Consider the following 20,412-nt stretch of genomic DNA (forward strand, 5'->3'; position numbering starts at 1 on the left):
TATAGAGGCATCCAGGTTTCAACTTGGTTGCATCCAACCCTGCGCTTTGTTGGTTCCTGCAAAAAAAGCCCTGACCGGGATCAGGGCTTCCTTCGACGAGCGTGTCGGGAAAGGTGCATCGCTCCAGTGACAGGTGAGAAGCAGGCTTTAAGCTCCTGCCGGGACTCACCTCTTTCCGTGGAACTCAGCCGGCATCGCGGGCGATCCGGAGGATCGACGAACTGCCACCGCGTGTTTCCGTGACCGCGTAAACGGCACCATCAGGACCAATCTTCACGTCGCGGATGCGAGCCTCAAGTGGAATCCGTTCTTCGTACGCAACCTTGTCATCTTGCATGTGGAGCACGACCAGCCCAGTGGAAACCAAGCCGCCGATCAGGGCCGCATTCTGCCATTCCGGGAAAAGATCACCCTGGTAGAAGGTCATGCCGGACGGCCCGATTACCGGATCCCAGTAATAAACCGGCTGCTCCATGCCTTCCTGCTTGATTTTGCCTTCTCCAACCGGACCACCGGCATATTCGATGCCGTAGGTGATCACTGGCCAGCCGTAGTTTTTGCCTGCTTCCGGTCGGTTCAACTCATCGCCGCCCTTGGGGCCATGCTCCACCATCCAGAAGCGACCGCGCTGGTCGAGGGCCGCCGCTTGTGTGTTGCGATGACCGTAGGACCAGATCTCCGGCAGCGCATCGCCTTGATCCGCGAACGGATTGCCTTCAGCCGCGCTGCCATCAGTCTTGATCCGGAAAACCTTGCCCAGACCGCTGTCGAGGTCCTGCGCCTGCACCCGCGGCTCACGATCGGAGCGCTCGCCGACGGTGATATAAAGATGGCCGTCATCGGTTGGCACGACGCGGGAGCCGAAATGCTTGTTGTTCTGCCACGAAGGGGTTTGCCGGAAGATCACGTCCACATTCTCGAGGCGAGTGCCGTCAGCGGACAGAGTTGCGGACGCAACCGAAGTCCCGTTGCCGTCTTCACGTGGTTCGGTGAAGCTGAAGAAGATCTGCTTCGAGGAGGCGAAGTTAGTTGCCAGCGCGACATCGAGCAAGCCGCCCTGGCCGCGCGCATCCACCTCTGGCACCCCCTCGATCGCGTGGCCCGCTTCTCCTTCCGGCGAAACAAGATGCATGGCGCCTTGCTTGGTGGTGACGAGCATCTCGCCATCCGGCAGGAACTCCATGGCCCAGAGATGCGGCAGATCGGTCGCAACCTCTTCAACCGTGACAGGAACCAGCGAAGGCGGCTGCGGAGCGCGGGTCTGGTTCTCGAAGGCTGGACGCTGATCGGGGGCATTCGGCGCTGCCGTTTCCACCGGTTCGCCGGCATCCACGATCCGTTGTCCGGAAGCGGGCGCTTGACCCTCGGCCTGCGCTGAAGGCTGGGTGTCCCCGGTCTGGGCATGCGAAGGATGAGCGGCAAGCGTCACGGTGAGGGCGGTACTGGCGAGCAGAAAAAGCAGTCGGCGCATGGAAATGATCCTCGGTCCGGCAATTGGCTGATGACGCCCTTTGGGCGCGGCTTCCAAGGCGCTAATGCAACCGCCCTTGAGCGGTTGCGACACGGACCATCACCAGCGCGTTATCGCCGCGTGGTTCTTTGCCGTGTGGCCATGGCGCGCTTCCAGCGCGATGCAGCCCCAGATCAAACCGAGCAGCAGGTAAAAGTGGCGCCAATGGTCCGTGTCGATAACGGTGCCAAGGGCGATGTGGCCGATCAGCACGACATAAGCGCAGAGAAGGTAGGGCTGCCAGGGCCGGTCGCGAAACAGGATCCGAAAGCCTGCAGCCAGCGTCCAGACGATGAGGAGGAGATAAGCGGCAAACCCGATCCAGCCATAGTCCATCAGGGCCTTCAGCCAGATGTTGTGGGTATCCTCGCCGAACAGGGTGCCGAACACCAGCGGTCCGATGCCCCATGGGTTCTCCAGCGCCATGGCGAAGCCGTAGCCATAGCGTGCGAAACGGCCGAGGCGAGCGCCATCATAATCCTGGACGAGCTGGGCACGGGTTGAAAACAGTTCCCCCACACCGGGCAGTTGAAGTGCAACGAGGATCACGACGGCCAGAAAAACGCCGGCACATACGGTCATCGCAACAACCCGAAGACGGAAGCGGCCGCTGGAGCTTTGCAGAAAGAGCCCCGCCACGAGCAGGATCGATGCCGCGCCAAACAAGCCCCAGGCGCCGCGGGAAAACGAAAGGAAAATGCCAGTCACGAGCACTAGAAGAGGCAGCGCCCATACCAGCGCTTCCTTGAAGCCGCCGGTCAGGATCCGGCGAAGCAGAAACACCGCCGGAAACGCAAGAAAGGGACCGAACACATTGGGGTCCTGGAAAGCGCCGGCGGCCCGGTCGTATTTCGTGAACATCTCGGCGCCAGGCAGCAAGCCGAAGTAACCGCAGATCCCAAGGAAGGCCGTGACGTTGGCTGCTACGAGCCAAGCGCCGGCAATCGCGGGAAAAAGCCTGGGCTGCGATTCCGTCACGGATGCAAAAAAGATCGCGGTGAAGGCAAGGAAGATCGACACCGCCATATAAAGCGGTGCCTCCCGGAGATCCGCCATTTGCGTCAGCGAAATGATGCCGCCGATGTTGAACAGGATGAGCAGGGCGACGAGCGGCAGCAGGGTGCGCGAAATGCGCAGACCGAACAGCCCCCAAATCGCGATCAGGCCTGCCATGTAGAGCTCGTAGGGAGCGGGCTCGTTGATCACGAAGCCCGACAACAGGACGCCGAGCCCCACCGCGCCGGCGACCAGAAGGCTCACCAGCTTGGCGTTGACGGCTTCCCGCGGCAGCCCGTGATGAACAACCGCGCTAATAAGCGTTCTCCGAGCGCAAAAGTCGGATGGGGGTCAGAATCAGGATCTTGAGATCAAACCAGAGCGACCAGTTTTCGATGTAATCCAGGTCGTATTCGGTACGCATGCGGATCTTGTCCTTGGAGTCGATCTCGCCGCGCCAGCCGCTGATCTGCGCCCAGCCGGTGACCCCTGGCTTGACGCGGTGTCGCGCGAAATAACCGTCCACCACTTCGTAAAACAACGTGTCGTGTGACTGCGCCGAAACGGCATGCGGGCGCGGCCCGACGAGGGACAGGCTCCCGAACAGGGCGTTGAAGAACTGCGGCAACTCATCGATGCTGGTTTTGCGGATGAAGCGGCCGACGCGCGTCACGCGCGGGTCGTTCTTGGTCACCGCCTGCTTGGCGGTGGGGTCGCATTGCTCGACATACATCGAGCGGAACTTCAGGACCTCGATCTCTTCATTGTTGAAGCCGTGGCGCTTTTGGCGGAACAGGATCGGGCCCTTGCTGTCCAGCTTGATGGCAATCGCCGTTGCAAGCATCACGGGCGAGAACATCACGATCCCGAGCAGGCTGAACACGATGTCGAAGCAGCGCTTGGCCACCGAGTCCCAGTTGTTGATTGGCTTGTCGAAGATGTCGAGCATCGGCACCTGCCCGATGAACGAGTAGGAGCGGGGCCGGAAATGCAGGTTGTGCGTATGCGCGGACAGGCGGATGTCGACGGGGAGAACCCACAACTTCTTGAGAAGCGACAGGACCCGCGTTTCTGCCATCAGCGGCAACGACACGATCAACATGTCGATACGGGCGATGCGGGCAAACTCGAGAAGTTCTGCGACGGTGCCGAGCTTGGGGTAACCCGCCACGATCGGCGGCGAGCGGCGATTGTCGCGGTCATCAAAAATGCCGCAAATGCGGATGTCGTTGTAGGGCTGGGCTTCCACCGAGCGGATCAAGGCTTCCGCGGCAGCGCCGCCGCCGACGATCACGGCACGCCGCTCGATCACGCCGTTGCGAGCCCAGCGCTTCACGAGAACCGATAGGACGAGGCGCAGGGCCGCAATCCCAGCAAATCCGGCCAGAAACCACAGGCCGAACCAAAAGCGTGAGAAATCTTCCGACCACTTCAAAAGGAAGCCGATCGTGGCCAGCGCCCCCAAAGCGGCAGCCCAGGCCAACACCAGTCGGTGAAGATGGCGCACGGGCTGGCTGAGGATCCTGAACTGGTAGGCGTCGGCAAGATTGAGGAAAAGCACGGCGATCAGCGAACCGCAGGCAGTAACCAGCGGGTATTCCCACATCAGAGCGGGTCCCGTGCCCACGTAAAGGAAACGGATCAGGAGGCCGATGGTAAAAAGCAGAACGAAATCGACGATGCGCAGGACGCCGCTCACCATGACGGGTGAAAGCCCGTCGCGCCGATACTGCGAGGCGACTTGCCGCGCCATATCGTTCAGCTCGCGGCGGGGCGTTTTGCTCAGTGTTTCGCCTTCGGGAAAGCTGCGAACAGCTTCCAAGGTATAGCGAAGAGCCGGATCGATGTCTGACATGCTGGCTTTTTCTCGCGAGAGCCGGGAGCTCTTTTCTGCCCGACAGCTAGCAAAAAGCAGCTAATAAAGCTTTGCAGCGGTTGCGAAGATTGTCAGTGTGCGAGTGTCTTGTCCTGCAAGGCCGCATGATAGGCGGCCTCAATCTCGCGTGCCATGACGTCGGCGCCGAACCGGGCGCGCAGGGTTTCGGCCGAAGGCATCGCCTCCCGGAAGCCTTGGAGATCCTGCTTAGCTTCCGCCATCCGGTCTGCGAGATCGCGCGGAGAAACGGCGATCAGCGCCCTTGAGCCGTGGCCGAAGATTTCGGGTATTCCGCCAACAGCAGTGGCTATCATTGGCATTCCGGCCGCCAGCGCTTCCAGAACAATGTAAGGCATCGCTTCTGCACGTGACGGCACCACGATCACCTTTGCCAGCGCAAACGCCTGCCGCGCCGGCATGGCGGGATGAAAGCGGATGCGACCGGCGAAGCCGAGCTTTTCCGCCTGCTGCTTGTATTTGGCAACGTCGTCCCCGTCGCCCACCATCTCGGCCGTCAGCGGGCGTTGGAGCGTTTTTTCGGCCAGCGCCAGAGCATCGATGAAGATGTCGGGACCTTTCAGGTCGCGCATCATGCCGATGTAAAGGAAGTCGGCGGCGTCTGGACTCGGCCGGACGGGTTCGAATTCCTGATCGCGCAACCCGTTGTAAACGAGCGTCGAGGGTGCTCGCGGCTTGCCCACCTTCTGTTCGAAAGTGCGCTGCTCATAATCAGACACGAACAGCAGCTGGTCCGTCATGAAGCGGTCCATGCCGCGTTCCAGTCCGAAGAACGCCCGCCCGACCGCCGTGTCGCTGTCGTAGTGCAGGCTGCCTCCATGGGGCGAATAAAGGCGGGCTACGCGAGACCTTGAAACCCGCAGGAGTGAGCCGAACACACGGGCATAAACGCCACCCTTGGCGCCATGGCCGTGAAGAACGTCCGGCTGCAATTCTTTGATGATCTTGTATGTCCGCCACCCGGCGGTGACATCGCCGAGGCCGATGTGGCGCTGCATGGGCGTGCGGCGGATGCCCAACGCGAGCTTCGGCCTGATGCTTTCGAACAGCCTCGCTTCGTGGTCGCCGCCCGTGGTGGAATCGCAAACGATGCCCACCTGGTGACCGGCGGCCACCTGTGCATCCGTGAGGTCGCGGACGTGGCGGAAAATGCCACCAACGGGCGAGCGGAAGCAATGCAGGATGCGGAGCTGTTGAGGCATGGCGCGGAAGTCGCTGGTGCCTAGAACAGGCGTTCGCGCACGTAGATCGTATCACCCGGAAGAAGAGGGTCCGACGTGGTCACGCGTCCTGTCAGCACCTTTCCGTTGATGCTGCGGGTGACGTCCACATTGGTCTGGTTGGCCCGCGGGCTGTATCCGCCGGCAAGCGCCACGGCCTTCTGAACGGTGAGCCCCGGCACATAGGAATACTGGCCGGCAGCGCCCACTTCGCCCATCACGAAGATCGGCCGGTAGCGATCAACCTGCACGGACACGTCTGGATCGCGCAGATACCCATTGCGAAGCTTAGTCGCGAGCTCGCCCTCGATCTGCTGCACCGTGTGGCCGCGCGCGGCAACGGCGCCAACGAGGGGGAAGGAGATGTAGCCCGACTGATCCACGGCATAGGTGTTCGTCAGGGCTTCCTGCTCGAACACCGTGATGCGGACGCTGTCGCCGGCATCCAGCACATATGGCTTTGTTGTGGCCTGGTGGAACGCGGGCGGGGCAGGCTGGTAGCCCGAGCATCCCGCCACGAACAGAACTGCTGCCAGGGCAGAGGCGTGGAGCTTGATGTTCATGGCGGCCAGAAACCTTCAGGATTAGCGTGACCGTGTTATCGATCCGTTAGGGTTAATTTCGAGTAAAGGTTCGAGCTCCAACACCGCACACAGGAACATCTGCTTGGCTCATAAGCATTAACCAGTCGGTTACCATGCTCGTTTAGATTTCTGCCCTGTAGTGGTGGAGTTTGAGCTATGTCTCGCGAGTCGAACCAGGCAAATGACATCGATGTTGATCTGCGGCAGCTGTTTGCCAGCCTGGCACGACACTGGCGACGTATCGCGCTTGTCACCGCCCTGGTCACGATCGCGGCCTTCCTTTTCGCCTGGTCGGCAACGCCACATTACCGGGCCGAAACCCGGATTCTGATCGAAACTCGCGAGTCACCGTTCACCCGCGCCAATCCGGCAGCCGACGCAGACCGGCCGCTCCTCGATCAGGAAGGCATCACAAGCCAGGTGCAGGTGATCGCGTCCTCGGACATTCTCAAGAAGGTGGCCGCAGACCTCAACCTGGCGAGCCGCCGCGAGTTCAATCCTTCCGCCGACATGTCGCTCGTCAAACGCTTGTTCGTGGGAGCCGGCCTCCTGCGCGATCCCGCTGAAGTGCCGGCTGAAGAGCGTGTCCTCAGCGCGTTCCGTGAAAAGCTAAAGGTCTACAACGTCGAGCGTTCGCGTGTGATCGTGATCGAGTTCTCGTCCGTGGACCCGCAACTTGCGGCAGCTGTGCCGAACGCCCTTGCGCAGGCCTACTTTGCGGTCCAGCAATCCGCAAAGCTGCAGTCCAACACGGATGCGACGGAATGGCTCCAGCCGGAGATCGCCAACCTGTCGCAGCGCGTCAAGGAGGCGGAAGCCGAGGTCGCGGATTACCGGGCACAGTCCGATCTCTTGATCGGTCAAAACAACTCGGTGCTGGCAACCCAGCAGCTTTCGGAACTGTCCAGCGAACTGTCGCGCGTGCGCGCCAACCGCTCGGCCGCTGAAGCCAATGCTCAAAGCCTGCGCAACGGCATTCAGTCCGGCGCCTCGCTCGACAGCATGCCCGAGGTTCTTTCGTCGCCGCTGATCCAGCGCCTGCGGGAACGCGAAGTGGAGCTGAAAGCGCAGATCGCGGATCTATCCGTTTCGCTGCTAGGCAATCACCCGCGGCTGCGCGCTCTGAATTCGCAGTTGAACGATCTTGAGGGGCAGATCCGCGCTGAAGCGCGCAAGGTGCTGACGGGGCTGGAAACGGAAGCCAGAACCGCCGCCGCCCGCGAAGCCAGCCTGATCAGCGACCTGGAACAACTGAAGCAGGTTTCTGCCCGTGCCGATGACGAGCAGGTCGAGTTGCGGGCTCTGGAACGGGAAGCTGCCGCCCAGCGTCAGCTGCTTGAATCCTACCTGACCCGGTATCGCGAAGCCGTGTCACGCGGCGAAGGGAACTACCTGCCCGCTGATGCGCGCGTCTTTTCCACGGCCGTGCCGCCGGTGGAGCCGTATTTCCCGAAAGTCCTGCCGATCACGATTGCTGCCTTCGTTACTTCCCTGCTGCTGATGATCCTCATCACCCTGGCGCAGGAACTCTTCAGCGGTCGTGCCATGCGGCCGGCAGGATCTCACTTCTACGCCGTCGATGATCTGGCGATGCCTGCACAGGGCGGGGCGGTGCCGGCGTTGGCGCCATTGGGTGACCTCAGCATCGGCCATGCCGTTGCCGCTCTTGCGGCGGGAAACACGAAACGTGCCCTGTTTTTGTCGCCTGAAGGAGATGAATCGGTTGCGGCATCCGTTCTGGTGGCCCGCGAAGTCGCCGACAGCGGTAAACGCGTTCTCCTCCTTGACCTCACCACAACAGGTGCAGCCTCGAAGCCGATGCTGGATGGACAGGAGCGCAAAGGCATCACGAACCTGCTCGCGGCCGAGGCCCAGTTCACCGACGTGATCCACGCCGACTTTTATTCCGAAGCGCACATCATCCCGGCGGGAACGGCCGATCCGGAGCGTGCCATGCGAGCGGCGGAGCGGCTGCCGATCATCATGCGGTCACTCGCCAGCGCTTATGATCTCGTGGTCGTGGAATGCGGACCGGCGGAAGCCGCTTCGCTGGAGCGCCTGGAAGGCGACACAACCACTGTCATGCTGGCGGTGATCGATCCAGAAGATCCGTCCGTGGTCGAAGCGGCCAACGCGCTTGAAGAGGCTGGATACAAGGACGTGGTGAAGGTATCGCCCATCGGTTACCGGCCGACCGATGTGGCTGGTCATCGCAGTGCGGCGTGAGCGATCAATCGTCTGCTTCGGCTGTCGCTCCTGAAGCGGCAGCCTTGCTGCGTCGAAGCCGTTTCACCATGGACCAAAGCCGCTCGTTCGACTTCACCTGACGCTTGGCGCGGCTCGCCGCAATGAGCAGCGCGGCATAAGCGCGGCCCCGGAGGGTGAGGGGAACGGCGACGTCGAACTGGGTTGAGACGAGATCGCACCAGCCTCGCTTGTAGGGCTCGTCGCCAACGCTGAAATCATAGACCGTCGCCCCCTGATCCGCCGCAGCCTCGATGTTCAGGAACGACAGGAAGTCGCCCGGGCTGACCTGCAAGAGTTCGTCTTCCGCGATGCTGCTGAACTCGCAGATGACCCGGTCGCCAAGGTGGGATGATCCGGTGACGGCGCGGAGCTTGTCTCCCACTTCAAGTGCATGCAGCCTGAAGGGCGTTTCGGCTTCCGCGAGCGAACGCTTGAACAGCTGCTCGAAAAACCGCTGGTGGTCGGTAAAAACATTCTCGATGCCCAGCTTGCGGAACCGTTCACCCTTTTGCTGGAGGAAGGCGGCGAGCAGCGCCTCGACCTCCGCTTCGGTCTTGGCTTCCCGGTGGCCGAAGCCACCAGCCGCCTCGAGCTTCCTTGTTTGCGCACGATGCTTTTTCAACCGGCGTTTGCGACCAACGCGATCAAGAACGGCACCAAACCCGTTGTTGAGGTCGACCGCTAAAGCCACGTTCGGGCTTTCGGTTGAAGCGAGCGCGGCGAGAGGGTTTGCATGGCCGCCGATTTCGTGTGCCTGCCGCTCAACCAGAACAAGATCCGCATCCAAGTCTGAACGGCGAATGGAGCGATCGATCTCGTGCGTCAGTTCCGCGCTGAGGTTACGTGCAAAACTCGGATCGGAGGCTGGGAAGTTGCCGTTGGCGTGGGTGCCGCCAATTGCCCGGGCTATGGTCAAGCCTCGGCGCCTGATGATCTCCAGCGGCATCATCAGAACAACGGCACCTCGATGGCTGATCTCCATCATCACCAGTCGGCTCGATGAGGTCGCTCCCCAAGCCTCGACCCAGACCGGATGCTGCGCCGGCCCCTTCGGCACGGCCGCGGCAAAGGCGCGATAGCGCTCGAGAACGGCGCTACCGGCGGGAGTAAAGGCGAGGGTGACATCGACGGGCGATCCCGCCTGCACCTGCATATCGGCTCCGGAGTGACCGGCAAGAACGGCATCAACCATGCTTCAACGTTCGATCTCTATGACTTCGGTGTCGCGCGGGAAGGTGGCACGCAAAGGTAAAGGGATGATCGACAGCGTCGAAGCATTGCGGAAAGTGACGCTGGCTGCCATGCGCACCACGGGGATGACCACCGTGGCGCGGCCGCTTCTGAGCGGCATCGGCGTCATTCTGATGCTCCACCGCGTCACGGCAGCGCCAGCCAAGCCGCTGGACCTCAACGGCCATCTTGCGGTCCATCCCCGGTTTCTGGATGCGGTGCTCGGCGAGATGAAGCGACGGGGATATCGTTTCGTTTCCATGGACGAAGCCACCCATCTGACACGGCAGCCGGAGAAGGGGCCACCGTTCGCGGCGATTACGCTGGATGACGGCTACCGTGACAACTTGCTGGAAGCGCTTCCGGTCTTTGAAAAACACGAAACGCCGTTCACGATCTACATCGCGCCCGGCTTGATCGACGGCGCAGTCAGCCTCTGGTGGGACGTCATCGAAGATGTCGTGACGATCCGTGATCGTGTTCATCTCGCCACGGAAAGCGGGTCATTGGAGCTTGAAGCCGGTACACCGCGAGAGAAGGCGCAAGCGTTCCGCAAGGTCGTGGCCCATCTTTCTCAGGGTATCGCGGAAGAGGACCAGCACCGCGCCGTTCAGGCGCTGGGCCAACTGCCGGACGCAGATCTCCTGGCGCGTGCTCAGGCCGACCTGATGACCTGGGATGAGATCCGATCCATCGCACAACATCCGCTCGGCACGATCGGTGCGCACACCGTCCATCATTATGCGTTGAAGCGTCTCGATAGGAACAAGGCGCTGGCGGAAATGGTTGAGGCCGTTGCGCTGATCGAGCGCGAAATTGGCGAGCGCCCGCGCCACATGGCGTATCCCTATGGCTTCGCGGCAGCCGTGGGTGAAAGAGAAGCGGAACTGGCGAAGGAAGCTGGCTTCCTTTCGGCCGTCACCACCCGGCATGGGCTGATCCAGCGCAGGCATGCAGATCACCTGCATGCGCTTCCACGCCTGTCATTGAACGGCCGCTACCAGTCACTCGATAATGTCCAGACGATGTTGTCCGGCGTGACCGTGCCTTTGGCCAACAAGGGCCGCCGCTTTGTGACGATGTAGCGCCTAGCGCGAACGCGGCTCGGCCACCATCCACTTGATGATGGCCATGGCGGGCAGGATCCAAAGCAGCCCGGTGAAAAAGAAGTAGGCGAGGTGGGTCAGCGTGCTGGCTGCTCCAAGCAGGCTGACGGCAACCAATGTCGCGACCAAGGCATAGATGCTGACAAGGGCGATCAGCAGGATCGTGCCAATGAACTTCTTGACGCGGACGGACATGGTGGGTGGTCTCCTCCGGTTCTCCTAGGCCCCTGGTTGGAGCAACGCAATCGAACCAGCATGGCGCGACGGCGTGTCGCGCAAGACGGAGGCTTGTTTGCCGCCGCTGATTGGCGCACCACACCTCCATGGTTTCGCACGCTCAACATACCACGCTGGACATGGTTTCGGTCATCGAACGGGACCGGATCCTGCGCGACCGCAAGGTGGTGCGCACCTGGCTCTATGTTGTTCTCGGCTTCCTGTTTCTGATTTTCGTGGTCGGCGGAGGCACGCGCCTGACCGACTCCGGATTGTCGATCACCGAATGGAAGCCGATCCATGGCGTCATCCCGCCCATCGGCGAAGCGGAATGGGAGGAGGAGTTCGCCAAATATCGCGAGATCCCCCAATATCAGGAGCTCAATCGCGGCATGAGCCTCGGTGAGTTCAAGACGATCTTTTGGTGGGAATGGGCTCACCGTCTCCTGGCGCGAAGCGTCGGCCTGGTTCTCGCAGTCCCGCTTGTGTTTTTCTGGGCGACCGGCCGGCTGGAACGTTCGCTCAAGCCTCGGCTCATCGGTCTGCTTCTGCTGGGTGGTTTGCAGGGCGCGGTGGGCTGGTGGATGGTGGCTTCCGGACTCTCGGAACTGACCAGCGTCAGCCAGTACCGCTTGGCCACACACCTGACGCTGGCCTGTATCATCTTCGTTGTGACCATGTCGCTGGCGCGCAGCCTCGCCCCGCATTCCCAGGCCGCGGCTGGACGCGACGTCCAACGTTTCGCGGGCTGGATGGTGGTGGCTGTTTTGGCGCAGATCTACCTGGGCGCGCTGGTGGCTGGTCTGGATGCCGGCCTGACCTACAACACCTGGCCCTTGATGGACGGCAGCATCATTCCGGGCGACCTTTTTACCATTCAGCCGGGCGTGTTGAACTTCTTCGAGAACCCCAAGACGGTGCAGTTCGTGCACCGTTTGGGCGCTTACGGCCTGCTGCTGCTGGCGGTGATCCACGCGTTCTATGTGTTTCACCGCGCCCCGCACACCACGCACTACCGCCGCGCTGTGCTGCTCGTCGCCTTGTTGCTGGTTCAGGCGGCAATCGGCGTCACCGCGCTGGTTCTCGTGGTGCCGTTCTCATGGGCCATGCTGCACCATATTGGTGCAATCGTCGTGCTGGGGTTCACCGCCGCTCATTGGCGGGGCGCGAAGGGCGCCTTGCCGATGCCGAACGAGAACACGGCGCGGCGCTAGTCTCCTGTCGCAATCAGGCGGCAGTTCTCAGCATCAGATCCATGTTCTGCACGGCCGCACCCGATGCGCCCTTGCCGAGATTGTCCAGCACGGCGACGAGGTTGGCCTGTCCGCCACCTTCCGTCCCGAACACGAAGAGCTTCATGCGGTTGGTATCGTTGAGCTCGGTCGGATCGACCCGGGGCAGGGCCATTCCGTCAGCGTAAGGCACAACCTCGACAACACCAGCGTGACCGTAAGACTTGCTGAGCGCCGCATGGAGATCGGCAAGGCTGGGATTGCCGTTGAGGTCGCCGAGGAACAGCGGCACCTGCACCAGCATGCCTTGCGCGAAACGGCCGACACTCGGCGAAAAGATCGGCTTACGGCTGAGCTTCCCATGCGTTTGCAGTTCGGGGACGTGCTTGTGCGACAGTGCCAGGCCGTAAAGGAAATGCGGCGCGGTAATTGCGTCCGGCGCGTGGGGATCTTCCATTTGCGCGATCATCTGCTTGCCGCCGCCTGAATAGCCGGAAACGGCATTCACCGTGACCGGATAGTCGGTCGGCAGGATGCCGGCTTCAACCAGCGGCCGGATCAGGCCGATCGCGCCCGTCGGATAGCATCCGGGATTGGCAACAAAGCGCGCTTGAGCGATTTTGTCTGCCTGTCCTTCTGTCAGTTCTGCGAAGCCGTAGGCCCAACCCGGATCAACGCGATAGGCCGTAGAGGTATCGATCACCCGCGTGGTGCTGTCGTTGCCGAGCAGTGCCACGGCCTCCCTGGACGCGGCATCCGGCAGGCACAGGATTGCGATGTCCGCTCCCTTCAGAAAATCCGCCCGGGCGGCCGGGTCCTTCCGGCGCTCAACCGGGATCGAAACAAGGTCCAGATCATCCCGACCGGCCAAGCGCGCGCGGATTTGCAGGCCCGTCGTGCCGTGTTCGCCATCGATGAAGATCTTGGGTTTCATAGGCTTGGTCCCGTTCGGCAGAGAAAGATCAAAAGGTTGTAGCGGTTCGCGGACTCAGTCCGCGAGAGTCTTGATTCAGTGCGTGAACTCAGCCGCGCGCCTTCCGTTCGGCGGCGAGCCCGACATAGTGCTGTGCCACCGTCGATCCTGCGATCGCCGTAATGTCGGCATGGTCATAGGGTGGCGACACCTCGACGATGTCGGCACCGACGATGTCGAGCCCGCCCAGCCGGCGCAGCACCGAAAGGATCTTGGCGGAAGAGGGTCCACCCGCCACCGGTGTGCCCGTGCCCGGCGCGAAAGCGGGATCCAGGCAGTCGATGTCGAAGGTCACATAGGTCTTGCGGCCGGCGGTGCGCTGCTCGATGCGCGCAACGATCTCTGAAACCCGCAACTCTTCCAGATCCTCGCCGTGAATGATCTCGATGCCAAAATCTTCTGGCGCATGGGTGCGAATGCCCACCTGGATCGAGGTCGCGGGGTCAATCACCCCGTCACGAACAGCACGACACACGAAGGAACCATGATCAATCCGCTTGCCATCGTCAGGCCAAGTGTCCTGATGGGCATCGAACTGGACGAGCGACAGCGGCCCGTATTTCGCCGCATGCGCCTTCAGGATTGGCCACGTCACGAAATGATCGCCGCCAAGGGTCAAAAGGAACGCGCCGTTCTTGATCAGCTTGGCGGCGTCCCGCTCGATGATGGCCGGCGTTTTCGCATGGTAGCCATTGTCGAAAAGACAGTCGCCGTAATCCACCACGTTCAGGTCGTCGAAAAACTGGCGCTGGAATGGGTACTGCGGATCGTTGTCGAAGATCGCCGACGCGCGACGGATGGCCTGCGGACCGAAGCGGGCGCCTGGCCGGTTGGTCACGGCGGCATCAAAGGGGACGCCCCACACAACGACATCAGCACCGTTGATGTTCTTTGTGTAGCGCCGGCGCATGAAGGACAGCGCGCCCGCATAGGTCGGATCGCCCGAAGCGCCGAGATTGCTGCGGGCGGTGAAGGCGTTGTCGATCGACTTGGGCGGCATTCGGCACTCCTTCTGACGCAAGCTGCGGCCTTAGTTGGCAGCTTTGTATGTCGAGGCAACAAAAAAGCGGACCCGAAGGCCCGCTTTTTTTCCGTTCTGATGGTCGACGAAACGCTTAGCGCTTCGAGAACTGGAACGAGCGGCGGGCCTTTGCCTTGCCGTACTTCTTGCGCTCGACCACGCGAGCGTCGCGGGTCAGGAAGCCGCCCTTCTTGAGCACGCCGCGCAGCGCCGGCTCGTAATAGGTCAGGGCTTTCGAAATGCCGTGACGAACGGCACCGGCCTGGCCGGAAAGACCGCCGCCAGCAACAGTTGCGATCACGTCGTACTGGCCGTTGCGGTCGGTTGCAACGATCGGCTGCTGCAGGATCATCTGCAGCACGGGACGTGCGAAATAGCCCACGAATTCCTTGTCGTTGACGATGATCTTGCCGGAACCGGGCTTGATCCAAACACGAGCGATTGCGTTTTTCCGCTTGCCGGTGGCATAGGCACGGCCGTGCTTGTCGAGCTTCTGGACATGAACCGGGGCTGCCGGCTGCTCGCTCGTCTGCGCGCCCGTGGCGGCGCCGAGTTCTGCGAGGGAGTTGAGTTCAGCCATTATGCGGCCCTCTTGTTCTTGGAGTTCAGAGCGCCGACGTCGAGCGTCTCGGGCTGCTGGGCTTCATGGCCGTGCTCGGTGCCGGCATAGACGCGCAGGTTCTTCATCTGGCGACGACCGAGCGGACCGCGCGGAATCATGCGCTCAACGGCCTTCTCAACGACGCGCTCGGGGAAACGGCCTTCGAGCAGCTGGCGCGCGGTGCGCTCCTTGATGCCGCCGGGATGACCGGTGTGCCAGTAGTAGACCTTGTCGGTGTACTTCTTGCCGGTGAAAACCACCTTGTCGGCATTGATGATGATGACGTTGTCGCCATCGTCAACGTGGGGGGTGAAGGTTGCTTTGTGCTTGCCGCGCAGGCGGTTTGCGACGAGGGTGGCGAGGCGGCCGACGACGAGCCCTTCGGCGTCGATCAGGACCCACTTCTTCACCACCTCCGCAGGCTTCTGCGAAAAGGTTGCCATACTATTTTCCTTAGAACCTTCCTTGGGGAAGGCGTTTCTTGTTGCTTACGTTCGGCAAGGCTCTGCCTGTCGAACAATCATCCCGACGAGATCACCAGGACTGGTTTGCTCCATAAAGGACGCCTGAAGTGGGGTCAAGGGACACGCGGCAGGCGCTGCGAACCAAAAACCACGTAAAAACAGCGGAATAGAAGAAAAGGTATTATGTTACCACATGTTTCGGCGGAATTGCGTAGGTGCCGGTGGCATGGGCCACGGTGAGACCAGCGCCGGCGCGCATATCGATGTCGAACACCATCAGCGACTTGCCCAGCTTCAGGATACGGCAATGGCCGTCGATCGGCCCTGCTGTCGCCTTGCGCATGAAGTTGATGTTCAGGTTGGTGGTCACCGACAGCGCTTCTGGTCCCGTGTGCGACAGAACGCAAACATACCCACCGATGTCAGCCAGCGTGAAAAGGGCAGGCCCGGAAACTGTGTCGCCGGGACGCAGGTGCCGGTATCCCGCGTGGAGGCGCACGACGCAGGCGCCCGGAGTGATCGAGATTGCCTCGTAGTCGCGATTCGCACCGTTGAGCTGCGGGAAAGCTTCATCAAGGAAGCTGTTGACCTCATCCACCGACATTACCGGCCGCAACGGACGTGCGTTCATGGTGTTCGTTCTCCCCGATCGTCGCGAGGAGCTTTCTCCAATTGACGAAGCGTGTTCAAGCGCGAAGATGGGCTTGAGCGGAAAGTGGAGGTTCACGGATGAGCAACGTCGCTGAATTCGTCGAGGAACGCGCTCGGCGGCTGGTCGAACAGGATCTCGCGGATGGCATTCTGCGCGTGACGCTCGCCAATCCGCCGGCGAACGCCCTTTCAGTCGCGATGATGGCCGCGATCGGGTCTGCGCTGGAAACGGCCAGGAATGATGCACTTGTTCGCGTCATCATCCTTTCCGCGAAAGGCAAGCTTTTCTGTGCCGGCCACGACCTGAAGGAAATCACGGCCGCGCGCGGCGACGAGGACCGCGGGCGCGCCTTTTTCGAGCGCACCATGAACGAATGCGCGGCCCTGATGCAGGCGATCGTCACCCATCCGAAGCCGGTGATTGCCGAAGTCGCGGGCTTGGCAACGGCCGCGGGCTGCCAGCTCGTGGCGAGTTGCGATCTCGCGATTGCTTCCACGGAAGCCACCTTCTGTACGCCCGGCGTCAATATCGGTCTTTTCTGTTCCACGCCGATGGTGGCCTTGACCAGAAACGTGTCGCGCAAGCAGGCGATGGAGATGCTGCTCACGGGCGAGACGATCGACGCCACCACGGCGCGCGAATTCGGCCTCGTGAACCGCGTCGTCCCGCCTGAATACCTGAATCAGGTCGTGAACAAATACGCCCAAGCCATTGCTTCCAAATCGCCGCTGACGCTGCGCATCGGCAAGGAAGCCTTCTACCGCCAAGCCGAAATGAGTCTCGAAGACGCTTATCGCTATGCCGCCGGTGTTATGGTCGAGAACATGATGGCACGCGATGCAGAAGAAGGGATTGGCGCCTTCGTGCAGAAGCGCAAGCCTGAATGGAAGGGGGAGTAGCGTGGAACCGCGCATCTCGATCATCACGATCGCCGTGGATAATCTTGCCGTTTGCGTCGCCTTTTATGAGGGCATGGGATTGAAGCGTCACCCCGGCATCACGGATGGCGTGGCGTTCTTCCAGATGGGCGGCGCGATCCTAGGACTGTTCCCGCGCAAGGATGCCGAAGTCGACGCGGGCATTGGCTTCGGCGAGGGCGTCCCCCGCGTTTATCTCGCCTACAACACTCGAACCGAACAAGAGGTGGAAACAGTGCTGAGCCTTGCCAAGCGCTCGGGCGGAACGGTCGTCAAGGAAGCGGGGCGTGCGTTCTGGGGCGGCTGGTACGGCTACTTCGCCGATCCCGAGGGCAACCTCTGGGAAGTCGCACATAACCCTGATTTTCCGATCGACGAACATGGCAACATAGCGCTACCCGCATGAACCATGACACGTACGACAACAGCTATATTGCCGGCATTCTCAACCAGGTGAAAACAGTTGCCGTAGTTGGCGCTTCCGCCAATCCGGTGCGGCCATCCTTCTTTGTTATGAAGTACATGATCGACAAGGGCTACGGAGTTTATCCGGTTAATCCGGGCCATGCCGGCAAGGCGATCCTCGGCCGCGTGACCTATGCCAAGCTGGCCGATATTCCTGACCCCATCGACATGGTGGATATCTTCCGCGCGTCCGATGCGGTGCCGGCGATCATGGACGAGGTGCTTGCCTCAACGCCTCTGCCGAAGGTGGTTTGGATGCAGTTGACCGTGCGCCACGACGAGGCGGCGGCACGACTGGAAGCGGTCGGAATCCAGGTAGTGATGAACCGCTGCCCGAAGATCGAATATGCCCGTCTGGCCGGTGAGATCGGCTGGAATGGCGTGAACTCCGGCGTAATCTCATCAAAGCGGCCGGTGATCCACGGCGGCTACGGCAGCTTCGGTATTCGACGCAGCTGAGAGCGATTTTCTGCTGTTGGCTGGAATATCTTTATGAACAAGCGCGTGCGCGCGGCGCTTTGAGAATAATCTTCTTTGCGCTCCCCCGCCCATACGGGCAAAGTCCGCGCGACTTGATGACGATTGGCAAAGATGAGGGAGGGACCCGCCGATGACCCAACAAGCACCTGGCTTCAACACGTTGGCCGTTCATGCCGGAGCGCAACCGGATCCCACCACCGGGGCCCGCGCAACGCCCATTTATCAAACGACGTCCTACGTCTTCAACGATGCGGATCATGCTGCCTCGTTGTTCGGTCTGCAGGCTTTCGGCAACATCTACACCCGGATCATGAACCCCACGCAGGCGGTTCTGGAAGAGCGCGTCGCGGCGCTGGAAGGCGGCACGGCTGCGCTCGCCACAGCCTCAGGGCATGCGGCGCAACTGCTGACCTTCCACAACCTGATGCGGCCGGGCGACAATTTCGTCGCAGCGCGCCGGCTTTATGGCGGCTCCATCAATCAGTTCGGCCATGCCTTCAAGAACTTCGGGTGGGAAGTGCGGTGGGGCGACACCGACGATCTGTCCACCTTCGAACCGCTGATCGATGAGCGCACCCGCGCCGTTTTCATCGAAAGCCTTGCCAATCCCGGCGGCACCTTTGTGGACATCGCGGCAGCTGCAGAGATTGCTCACAAGCACGGCCTCCCGTTGATCGTGGACAACACGCTGGCTTCGCCATACCTGATCCGCCCGTTTGAGCATGGCGCGGATGTGGTTCTCCATTCGCTCACCAAGTTCATCGGCGGTCATGGCAACTCGGTCGGCGGCATCATCGTGGATGGTGGCACCTTCGACTGGTCGAAATCGGGCAACTATCCGATGCTGTCGGAGCCGCGGCCGGAATATGGCGGCGTAAAGCTGCACGAGACCTTCGGCAACTTCGCCTTCGCGATCGCTGCGCGCGTGCTGGGCTTGCGCGATTTCGGCCCAGCCATCTCGCCGTTCAACGCGTTCATGATCCTGACGGGCCTGGAAACCCTGCCGCTGCGCATGCAGCGCCATTGCGAGAATGCTCTCCAAGTGGCGGAATGGCTGTCCGCCCATGACAAGGTGGAATGGGTGAACTATCCCGGTCTGCCCGGCGACAAGAACTATGCTCTGCAACAGAAGTATGCGCCGAAAGGCGCCGGCGCCGTTTTCACCTTCGGCCTGAAGGGCGGCTATGATGCCGGCGTCAAGTTCGTGGAAGGGCTGGAACTGTTCTCGCACCTAGCGAATATCGGCGACACCAAGTCGCTGGTGATCCACCCGGCGTCCACGACGCATCGCCAATTGGCCGATGACCAGAAGACGCTTGCCGGCGCCGGACCGGACGTGATCCGGCTGTCGATCGGCATTGAGGATGTGAAGGACATCATTGCCGATCTGCAGCAGGCCTTTGACAAGGTCTGACTGAGAGGTCATGTCGTCGGCGGAAAGGAGATGCCGCCGATGACCCACTTCATCAAAGTCGATACGAGCAACGTTGAAGCCGAGACGGGGGCACCGGCTCCCGACCGCATCGTGTCGGGTACCCCGACCTTTCGGACCTGGAACGTAGAGGAAACGGCCGCCGGGATCTATGCGGGGGTATGGGAAGCAACCCCTGGCAAATGGCGCATCACCTATGATGAATGGGAGTTCTGCCATATCCTCGGCGGCGTTTCCGTCCTGACCGAGGATGGGGGCGAGGCACGGACAATGCGTGCCGGCGACAGCTTCGTCTTGAGACCAGGGTTCAACGGAACCTGGGAAGTGCTTGAAACGACTCGCAAGGAGTATGTGATCCATCTTCCCGTCGCCTCTGGCTGAGCCCCGGCGTGGAGGTCTTCTTCATCAATCTAGACCGTTCGCCGGAGCGGCGGGCCTTCATGATGGACCAGTTGGAAGCGCTCGGTGTTTCCTTCGAGCGCATAGCTGCGGTCGACGGCAAAACGGCCGATCTCACACGCCATGCTGGGTCACCGCTGACACAAACCGAAATCGCCTGCTTTCTCAGTCACCGCGATTGCTGGAAGCGCATCGTTGATCTGGACTTGGATTACGGCCTCATCCTGGAAGACGACGTGCGATTGAGCCCGCGCTTTGCTGCCGTTGCCTCCGACACGGCTTGGCTCAACCCGCTGAACGGCCTTGCGAAGCTCGATACGTCCGGACGGAAGGTTCTGCTGGAGCGGCAAAGCAAGGAAGGACCCGCCGGTCTGCGTTTTCACCGCCTCCGGAGCGAGCATACGGGCTGCGCCGGTTACATCATCTCGCGGGGCAAAGCGCGTGAGTTCCTGGGGCGTTCCTCCGCCAGGTTGACCGAGCCGGTTGATCTCTTTGTTTTCGGCGAACAGGCGGTCGCGGAAGAGCGCGTGGTTGCCTGGCAGGCCGTGCCTGCCGTCGTTGCCCAGGAAAAGCGCTTTGCTTCCGTGGCCGGAAAACCGATGGACAGCGTCATCGGATCGCGTCGCGGCAAGCGGGGCTCGCTGGCGACGCTGGCGAAGCGGGAGATCTGCCGCGCGCTGCGCAAGATGAACCGGGCGGTGCAGCGTTTGCCATCGCGCCTGGCCAGCCGGCGTATCCTGATCCGCGTCCCGTTCGGCTGACGAACTCCCGCC

General features: G+C 61.6%; 21 protein-coding genes. 9 read left to right on the top strand and 12 right to left on the bottom strand.

The genetic code is table 11. From position 1 onward, the window contains the following. Positions 1–184 precede the first annotated feature (184 nt). From J5Y06_RS13280 to J5Y06_RS13300, 5 genes are all read right to left on the bottom strand, one after another. A complete protein-coding gene (locus J5Y06_RS13280) occupies positions 185–1,471 on the bottom strand; it encodes a PQQ-dependent sugar dehydrogenase (RefSeq protein WP_209335666.1) in 1,287 nt (428 codons plus the stop codon). A 99-nt stretch (positions 1,472–1,570) separates the two neighbouring features. Next, complete coding sequence (locus tag J5Y06_RS13285; protein ID WP_385932112.1) at positions 1,571–2,770, bottom strand: O-antigen ligase family protein; 1,200 nt, start codon at positions 2,768–2,770, stop codon at positions 1,571–1,573. Between the two features lie 49 nt (positions 2,771–2,819). Then, positions 2,820–4,361 carry an undecaprenyl-phosphate glucose phosphotransferase gene (locus J5Y06_RS13290; RefSeq protein ID WP_209335667.1) on the bottom strand — a complete coding sequence of 514 codons (1,542 nt, stop codon included), beginning with the start codon at positions 4,359–4,361 and terminating at the stop codon, positions 2,820–2,822. Positions 4,362–4,453: 92 nt separating this feature from the next. Beyond that, on the bottom strand, positions 4,454–5,602 hold the full coding sequence (locus J5Y06_RS13295; RefSeq protein WP_209335668.1) for a glycosyltransferase family 4 protein: 1,149 nt from the start codon (positions 5,600–5,602) through the stop codon (positions 4,454–4,456). Positions 5,603–5,622: 20 nt separating this feature from the next. Next, on the bottom strand, positions 5,623–6,183 hold the full coding sequence (locus tag J5Y06_RS13300; RefSeq protein ID WP_209335669.1) for a polysaccharide biosynthesis/export family protein: 561 nt from the start codon (positions 6,181–6,183) through the stop codon (positions 5,623–5,625). Positions 6,184–6,360: 177 nt separating this feature from the next. Between J5Y06_RS13300 and J5Y06_RS13305 the strand changes: the two genes are divergently transcribed. Beyond that, the gene (locus tag J5Y06_RS13305; RefSeq protein WP_209335670.1) at positions 6,361–8,430 is read left to right on the top strand and encodes a GumC family protein; all 2,070 of its coding nucleotides are present in this window, start codon (positions 6,361–6,363) and stop codon (positions 8,428–8,430) included. A gap of 4 nt (positions 8,431–8,434) precedes the next feature. Here J5Y06_RS13305 and J5Y06_RS13310 read toward each other — a convergent pair whose 3' ends face one another. After that, positions 8,435–9,643: a GNAT family N-acetyltransferase gene (locus tag J5Y06_RS13310; RefSeq protein WP_209335671.1), complete on the bottom strand. Its 1,209-nt coding sequence runs from the start codon at positions 9,641–9,643 to the stop codon at positions 8,435–8,437. Between the two features lie 64 nt (positions 9,644–9,707). Here J5Y06_RS13310 and J5Y06_RS13315 point away from each other — a divergent pair, with 64 nt between their 5' ends. Then, positions 9,708–10,766 (top strand): polysaccharide deacetylase family protein, encoded by a 1,059-nt coding sequence (locus J5Y06_RS13315; RefSeq protein ID WP_209335672.1) that lies wholly within the window; start codon positions 9,708–9,710, stop codon positions 10,764–10,766. A gap of 3 nt (positions 10,767–10,769) precedes the next feature. Here J5Y06_RS13315 and J5Y06_RS13320 read toward each other — a convergent pair whose 3' ends face one another. Then, positions 10,770–10,982, bottom strand: a complete 213-nt coding sequence (locus J5Y06_RS13320; RefSeq protein WP_209335673.1) for a DUF2842 domain-containing protein — start codon at positions 10,980–10,982, stop codon at positions 10,770–10,772. 128 nt (positions 10,983–11,110) lie between these two features. Between J5Y06_RS13320 and J5Y06_RS13325 the strand changes: the two genes are divergently transcribed. Continuing rightward, positions 11,111–12,217: a COX15/CtaA family protein gene (locus tag J5Y06_RS13325; protein WP_245247835.1), complete on the top strand. Its 1,107-nt coding sequence runs from the start codon at positions 11,111–11,113 to the stop codon at positions 12,215–12,217. A 13-nt stretch (positions 12,218–12,230) separates the two neighbouring features. On the opposite strand, the gene argC is transcribed toward J5Y06_RS13325, so the two are convergent. From argC to J5Y06_RS13350, 5 genes are all read right to left on the bottom strand, one after another. Further along, positions 12,231–13,169 (bottom strand): N-acetyl-gamma-glutamyl-phosphate reductase, encoded by a 939-nt coding sequence (gene argC, locus J5Y06_RS13330; protein WP_209335674.1) that lies wholly within the window; start codon positions 13,167–13,169, stop codon positions 12,231–12,233. 88 nt (positions 13,170–13,257) lie between these two features. Continuing rightward, positions 13,258–14,208, bottom strand: coding sequence for an agmatinase (speB, locus tag J5Y06_RS13335; protein ID WP_209335675.1), 951 nt, complete (start codon positions 14,206–14,208; stop codon positions 13,258–13,260). A gap of 115 nt (positions 14,209–14,323) precedes the next feature. Continuing rightward, positions 14,324–14,809 (bottom strand): 30S ribosomal protein S9, encoded by a 486-nt coding sequence (gene rpsI, locus J5Y06_RS13340; RefSeq protein WP_209335676.1) that lies wholly within the window; start codon positions 14,807–14,809, stop codon positions 14,324–14,326. After that, positions 14,809–15,273 carry a 50S ribosomal protein L13 gene (gene rplM / locus J5Y06_RS13345; RefSeq protein ID WP_209335677.1) on the bottom strand — a complete coding sequence of 155 codons (465 nt, stop codon included), beginning with the start codon at positions 15,271–15,273 and terminating at the stop codon, positions 14,809–14,811. Before rplM ends, rpsI begins: the two co-directional genes overlap by 1 nt. A 202-nt stretch (positions 15,274–15,475) precedes the next feature. Then, positions 15,476–15,925 (bottom strand): PaaI family thioesterase, encoded by a 450-nt coding sequence (locus tag J5Y06_RS13350; RefSeq protein WP_209335678.1) that lies wholly within the window; start codon positions 15,923–15,925, stop codon positions 15,476–15,478. A gap of 98 nt (positions 15,926–16,023) precedes the next feature. On the opposite strand from J5Y06_RS13350, the gene J5Y06_RS13355 reads away from it, so the two are divergent. The 6 genes from J5Y06_RS13355 to J5Y06_RS13380 all read left to right on the top strand — a co-directional run bounded on the left by J5Y06_RS13355 (position 16,024) and on the right by J5Y06_RS13380 (position 20,400). Next, on the top strand, positions 16,024–16,845 hold the full coding sequence (locus J5Y06_RS13355; protein WP_209335679.1) for an enoyl-CoA hydratase: 822 nt from the start codon (positions 16,024–16,026) through the stop codon (positions 16,843–16,845). Position 16,846: 1 nt separating this feature from the next. Continuing rightward, the gene (locus tag J5Y06_RS13360; RefSeq protein WP_209335680.1) at positions 16,847–17,269 is read left to right on the top strand and encodes a VOC family protein; all 423 of its coding nucleotides are present in this window, start codon (positions 16,847–16,849) and stop codon (positions 17,267–17,269) included. Continuing rightward, positions 17,266–17,787, top strand: coding sequence for a CoA-binding protein (locus tag J5Y06_RS13365; RefSeq protein WP_209335681.1), 522 nt, complete (start codon positions 17,266–17,268; stop codon positions 17,785–17,787). The genes J5Y06_RS13360 and J5Y06_RS13365 overlap by 4 nt, the downstream gene beginning before the upstream one ends. Before the next feature lie 151 nt (positions 17,788–17,938). After that, the gene (locus J5Y06_RS13370) at positions 17,939–19,222 is read left to right on the top strand and encodes an O-acetylhomoserine aminocarboxypropyltransferase (RefSeq protein WP_209335682.1); all 1,284 of its coding nucleotides are present in this window, start codon (positions 17,939–17,941) and stop codon (positions 19,220–19,222) included. Positions 19,223–19,261: 39 nt separating this feature from the next. Beyond that, a complete protein-coding gene (locus J5Y06_RS13375; RefSeq protein WP_209335683.1) occupies positions 19,262–19,621 on the top strand; it encodes a cupin domain-containing protein in 360 nt (119 codons plus the stop codon). Between the two features lie 8 nt (positions 19,622–19,629). After that, positions 19,630–20,400, top strand: coding sequence for a glycosyltransferase family 25 protein (locus J5Y06_RS13380; RefSeq protein ID WP_209335684.1), 771 nt, complete (start codon positions 19,630–19,632; stop codon positions 20,398–20,400). Positions 20,401–20,412 lie beyond the last annotated feature (12 nt).

Source organism: Tianweitania sediminis (assembly GCF_017813335.1).
Lineage (GTDB): Bacteria > Pseudomonadota > Alphaproteobacteria > Rhizobiales > Rhizobiaceae > Tianweitania > Tianweitania sediminis.

Excerpts from the sequence above, each read along its gene's own strand:
- J5Y06_RS13280 (WP_209335666.1), bottom strand. The coding sequence starts at position 1,471 with ATGCGCCGACTGCTTTTTCTGCTCGCCAGTACCGCCCTCACCGTGACG.
- J5Y06_RS13290 (WP_209335667.1), bottom strand. The coding sequence starts at position 4,361 with ATGTCAGACATCGATCCGGCTCTTCGCTATACCTTGGAAGCTGTTCGC.
- J5Y06_RS13295 (WP_209335668.1), bottom strand. The coding sequence starts at position 5,602 with ATGCCTCAACAGCTCCGCATCCTGCATTGCTTCCGCTCGCCCGTTGGT.
- J5Y06_RS13300 (WP_209335669.1), bottom strand. The coding sequence starts at position 6,183 with ATGAACATCAAGCTCCACGCCTCTGCCCTGGCAGCAGTTCTGTTCGTG.
- J5Y06_RS13305 (WP_209335670.1), top strand. The coding sequence starts at position 6,361 with ATGTCTCGCGAGTCGAACCAGGCAAATGACATCGATGTTGATCTGCGG.
- J5Y06_RS13310 (WP_209335671.1), bottom strand. The coding sequence starts at position 9,643 with ATGGTTGATGCCGTTCTTGCCGGTCACTCCGGAGCCGATATGCAGGTG.
- J5Y06_RS13315 (WP_209335672.1), top strand. The coding sequence starts at position 9,708 with ATGATCGACAGCGTCGAAGCATTGCGGAAAGTGACGCTGGCTGCCATG.
- J5Y06_RS13320 (WP_209335673.1), bottom strand. The coding sequence starts at position 10,982 with ATGTCCGTCCGCGTCAAGAAGTTCATTGGCACGATCCTGCTGATCGCC.
- J5Y06_RS13325 (WP_245247835.1), top strand. The coding sequence starts at position 11,111 with ATGGTTTCGCACGCTCAACATACCACGCTGGACATGGTTTCGGTCATC.
- argC (WP_209335674.1), bottom strand. The coding sequence starts at position 13,169 with ATGAAACCCAAGATCTTCATCGATGGCGAACACGGCACGACGGGCCTG.
- speB (WP_209335675.1), bottom strand. The coding sequence starts at position 14,208 with ATGCCGCCCAAGTCGATCGACAACGCCTTCACCGCCCGCAGCAATCTC.
- rpsI (WP_209335676.1), bottom strand. The coding sequence starts at position 14,809 with ATGGCTGAACTCAACTCCCTCGCAGAACTCGGCGCCGCCACGGGCGCG.
- rplM (WP_209335677.1), bottom strand. The coding sequence starts at position 15,273 with ATGGCAACCTTTTCGCAGAAGCCTGCGGAGGTGGTGAAGAAGTGGGTC.
- J5Y06_RS13350 (WP_209335678.1), bottom strand. The coding sequence starts at position 15,925 with ATGAACGCACGTCCGTTGCGGCCGGTAATGTCGGTGGATGAGGTCAAC.
- J5Y06_RS13355 (WP_209335679.1), top strand. The coding sequence starts at position 16,024 with ATGAGCAACGTCGCTGAATTCGTCGAGGAACGCGCTCGGCGGCTGGTC.
- J5Y06_RS13365 (WP_209335681.1), top strand. The coding sequence starts at position 17,266 with ATGAACCATGACACGTACGACAACAGCTATATTGCCGGCATTCTCAAC.
- J5Y06_RS13370 (WP_209335682.1), top strand. The coding sequence starts at position 17,939 with ATGACCCAACAAGCACCTGGCTTCAACACGTTGGCCGTTCATGCCGGA.
- J5Y06_RS13375 (WP_209335683.1), top strand. The coding sequence starts at position 19,262 with ATGACCCACTTCATCAAAGTCGATACGAGCAACGTTGAAGCCGAGACG.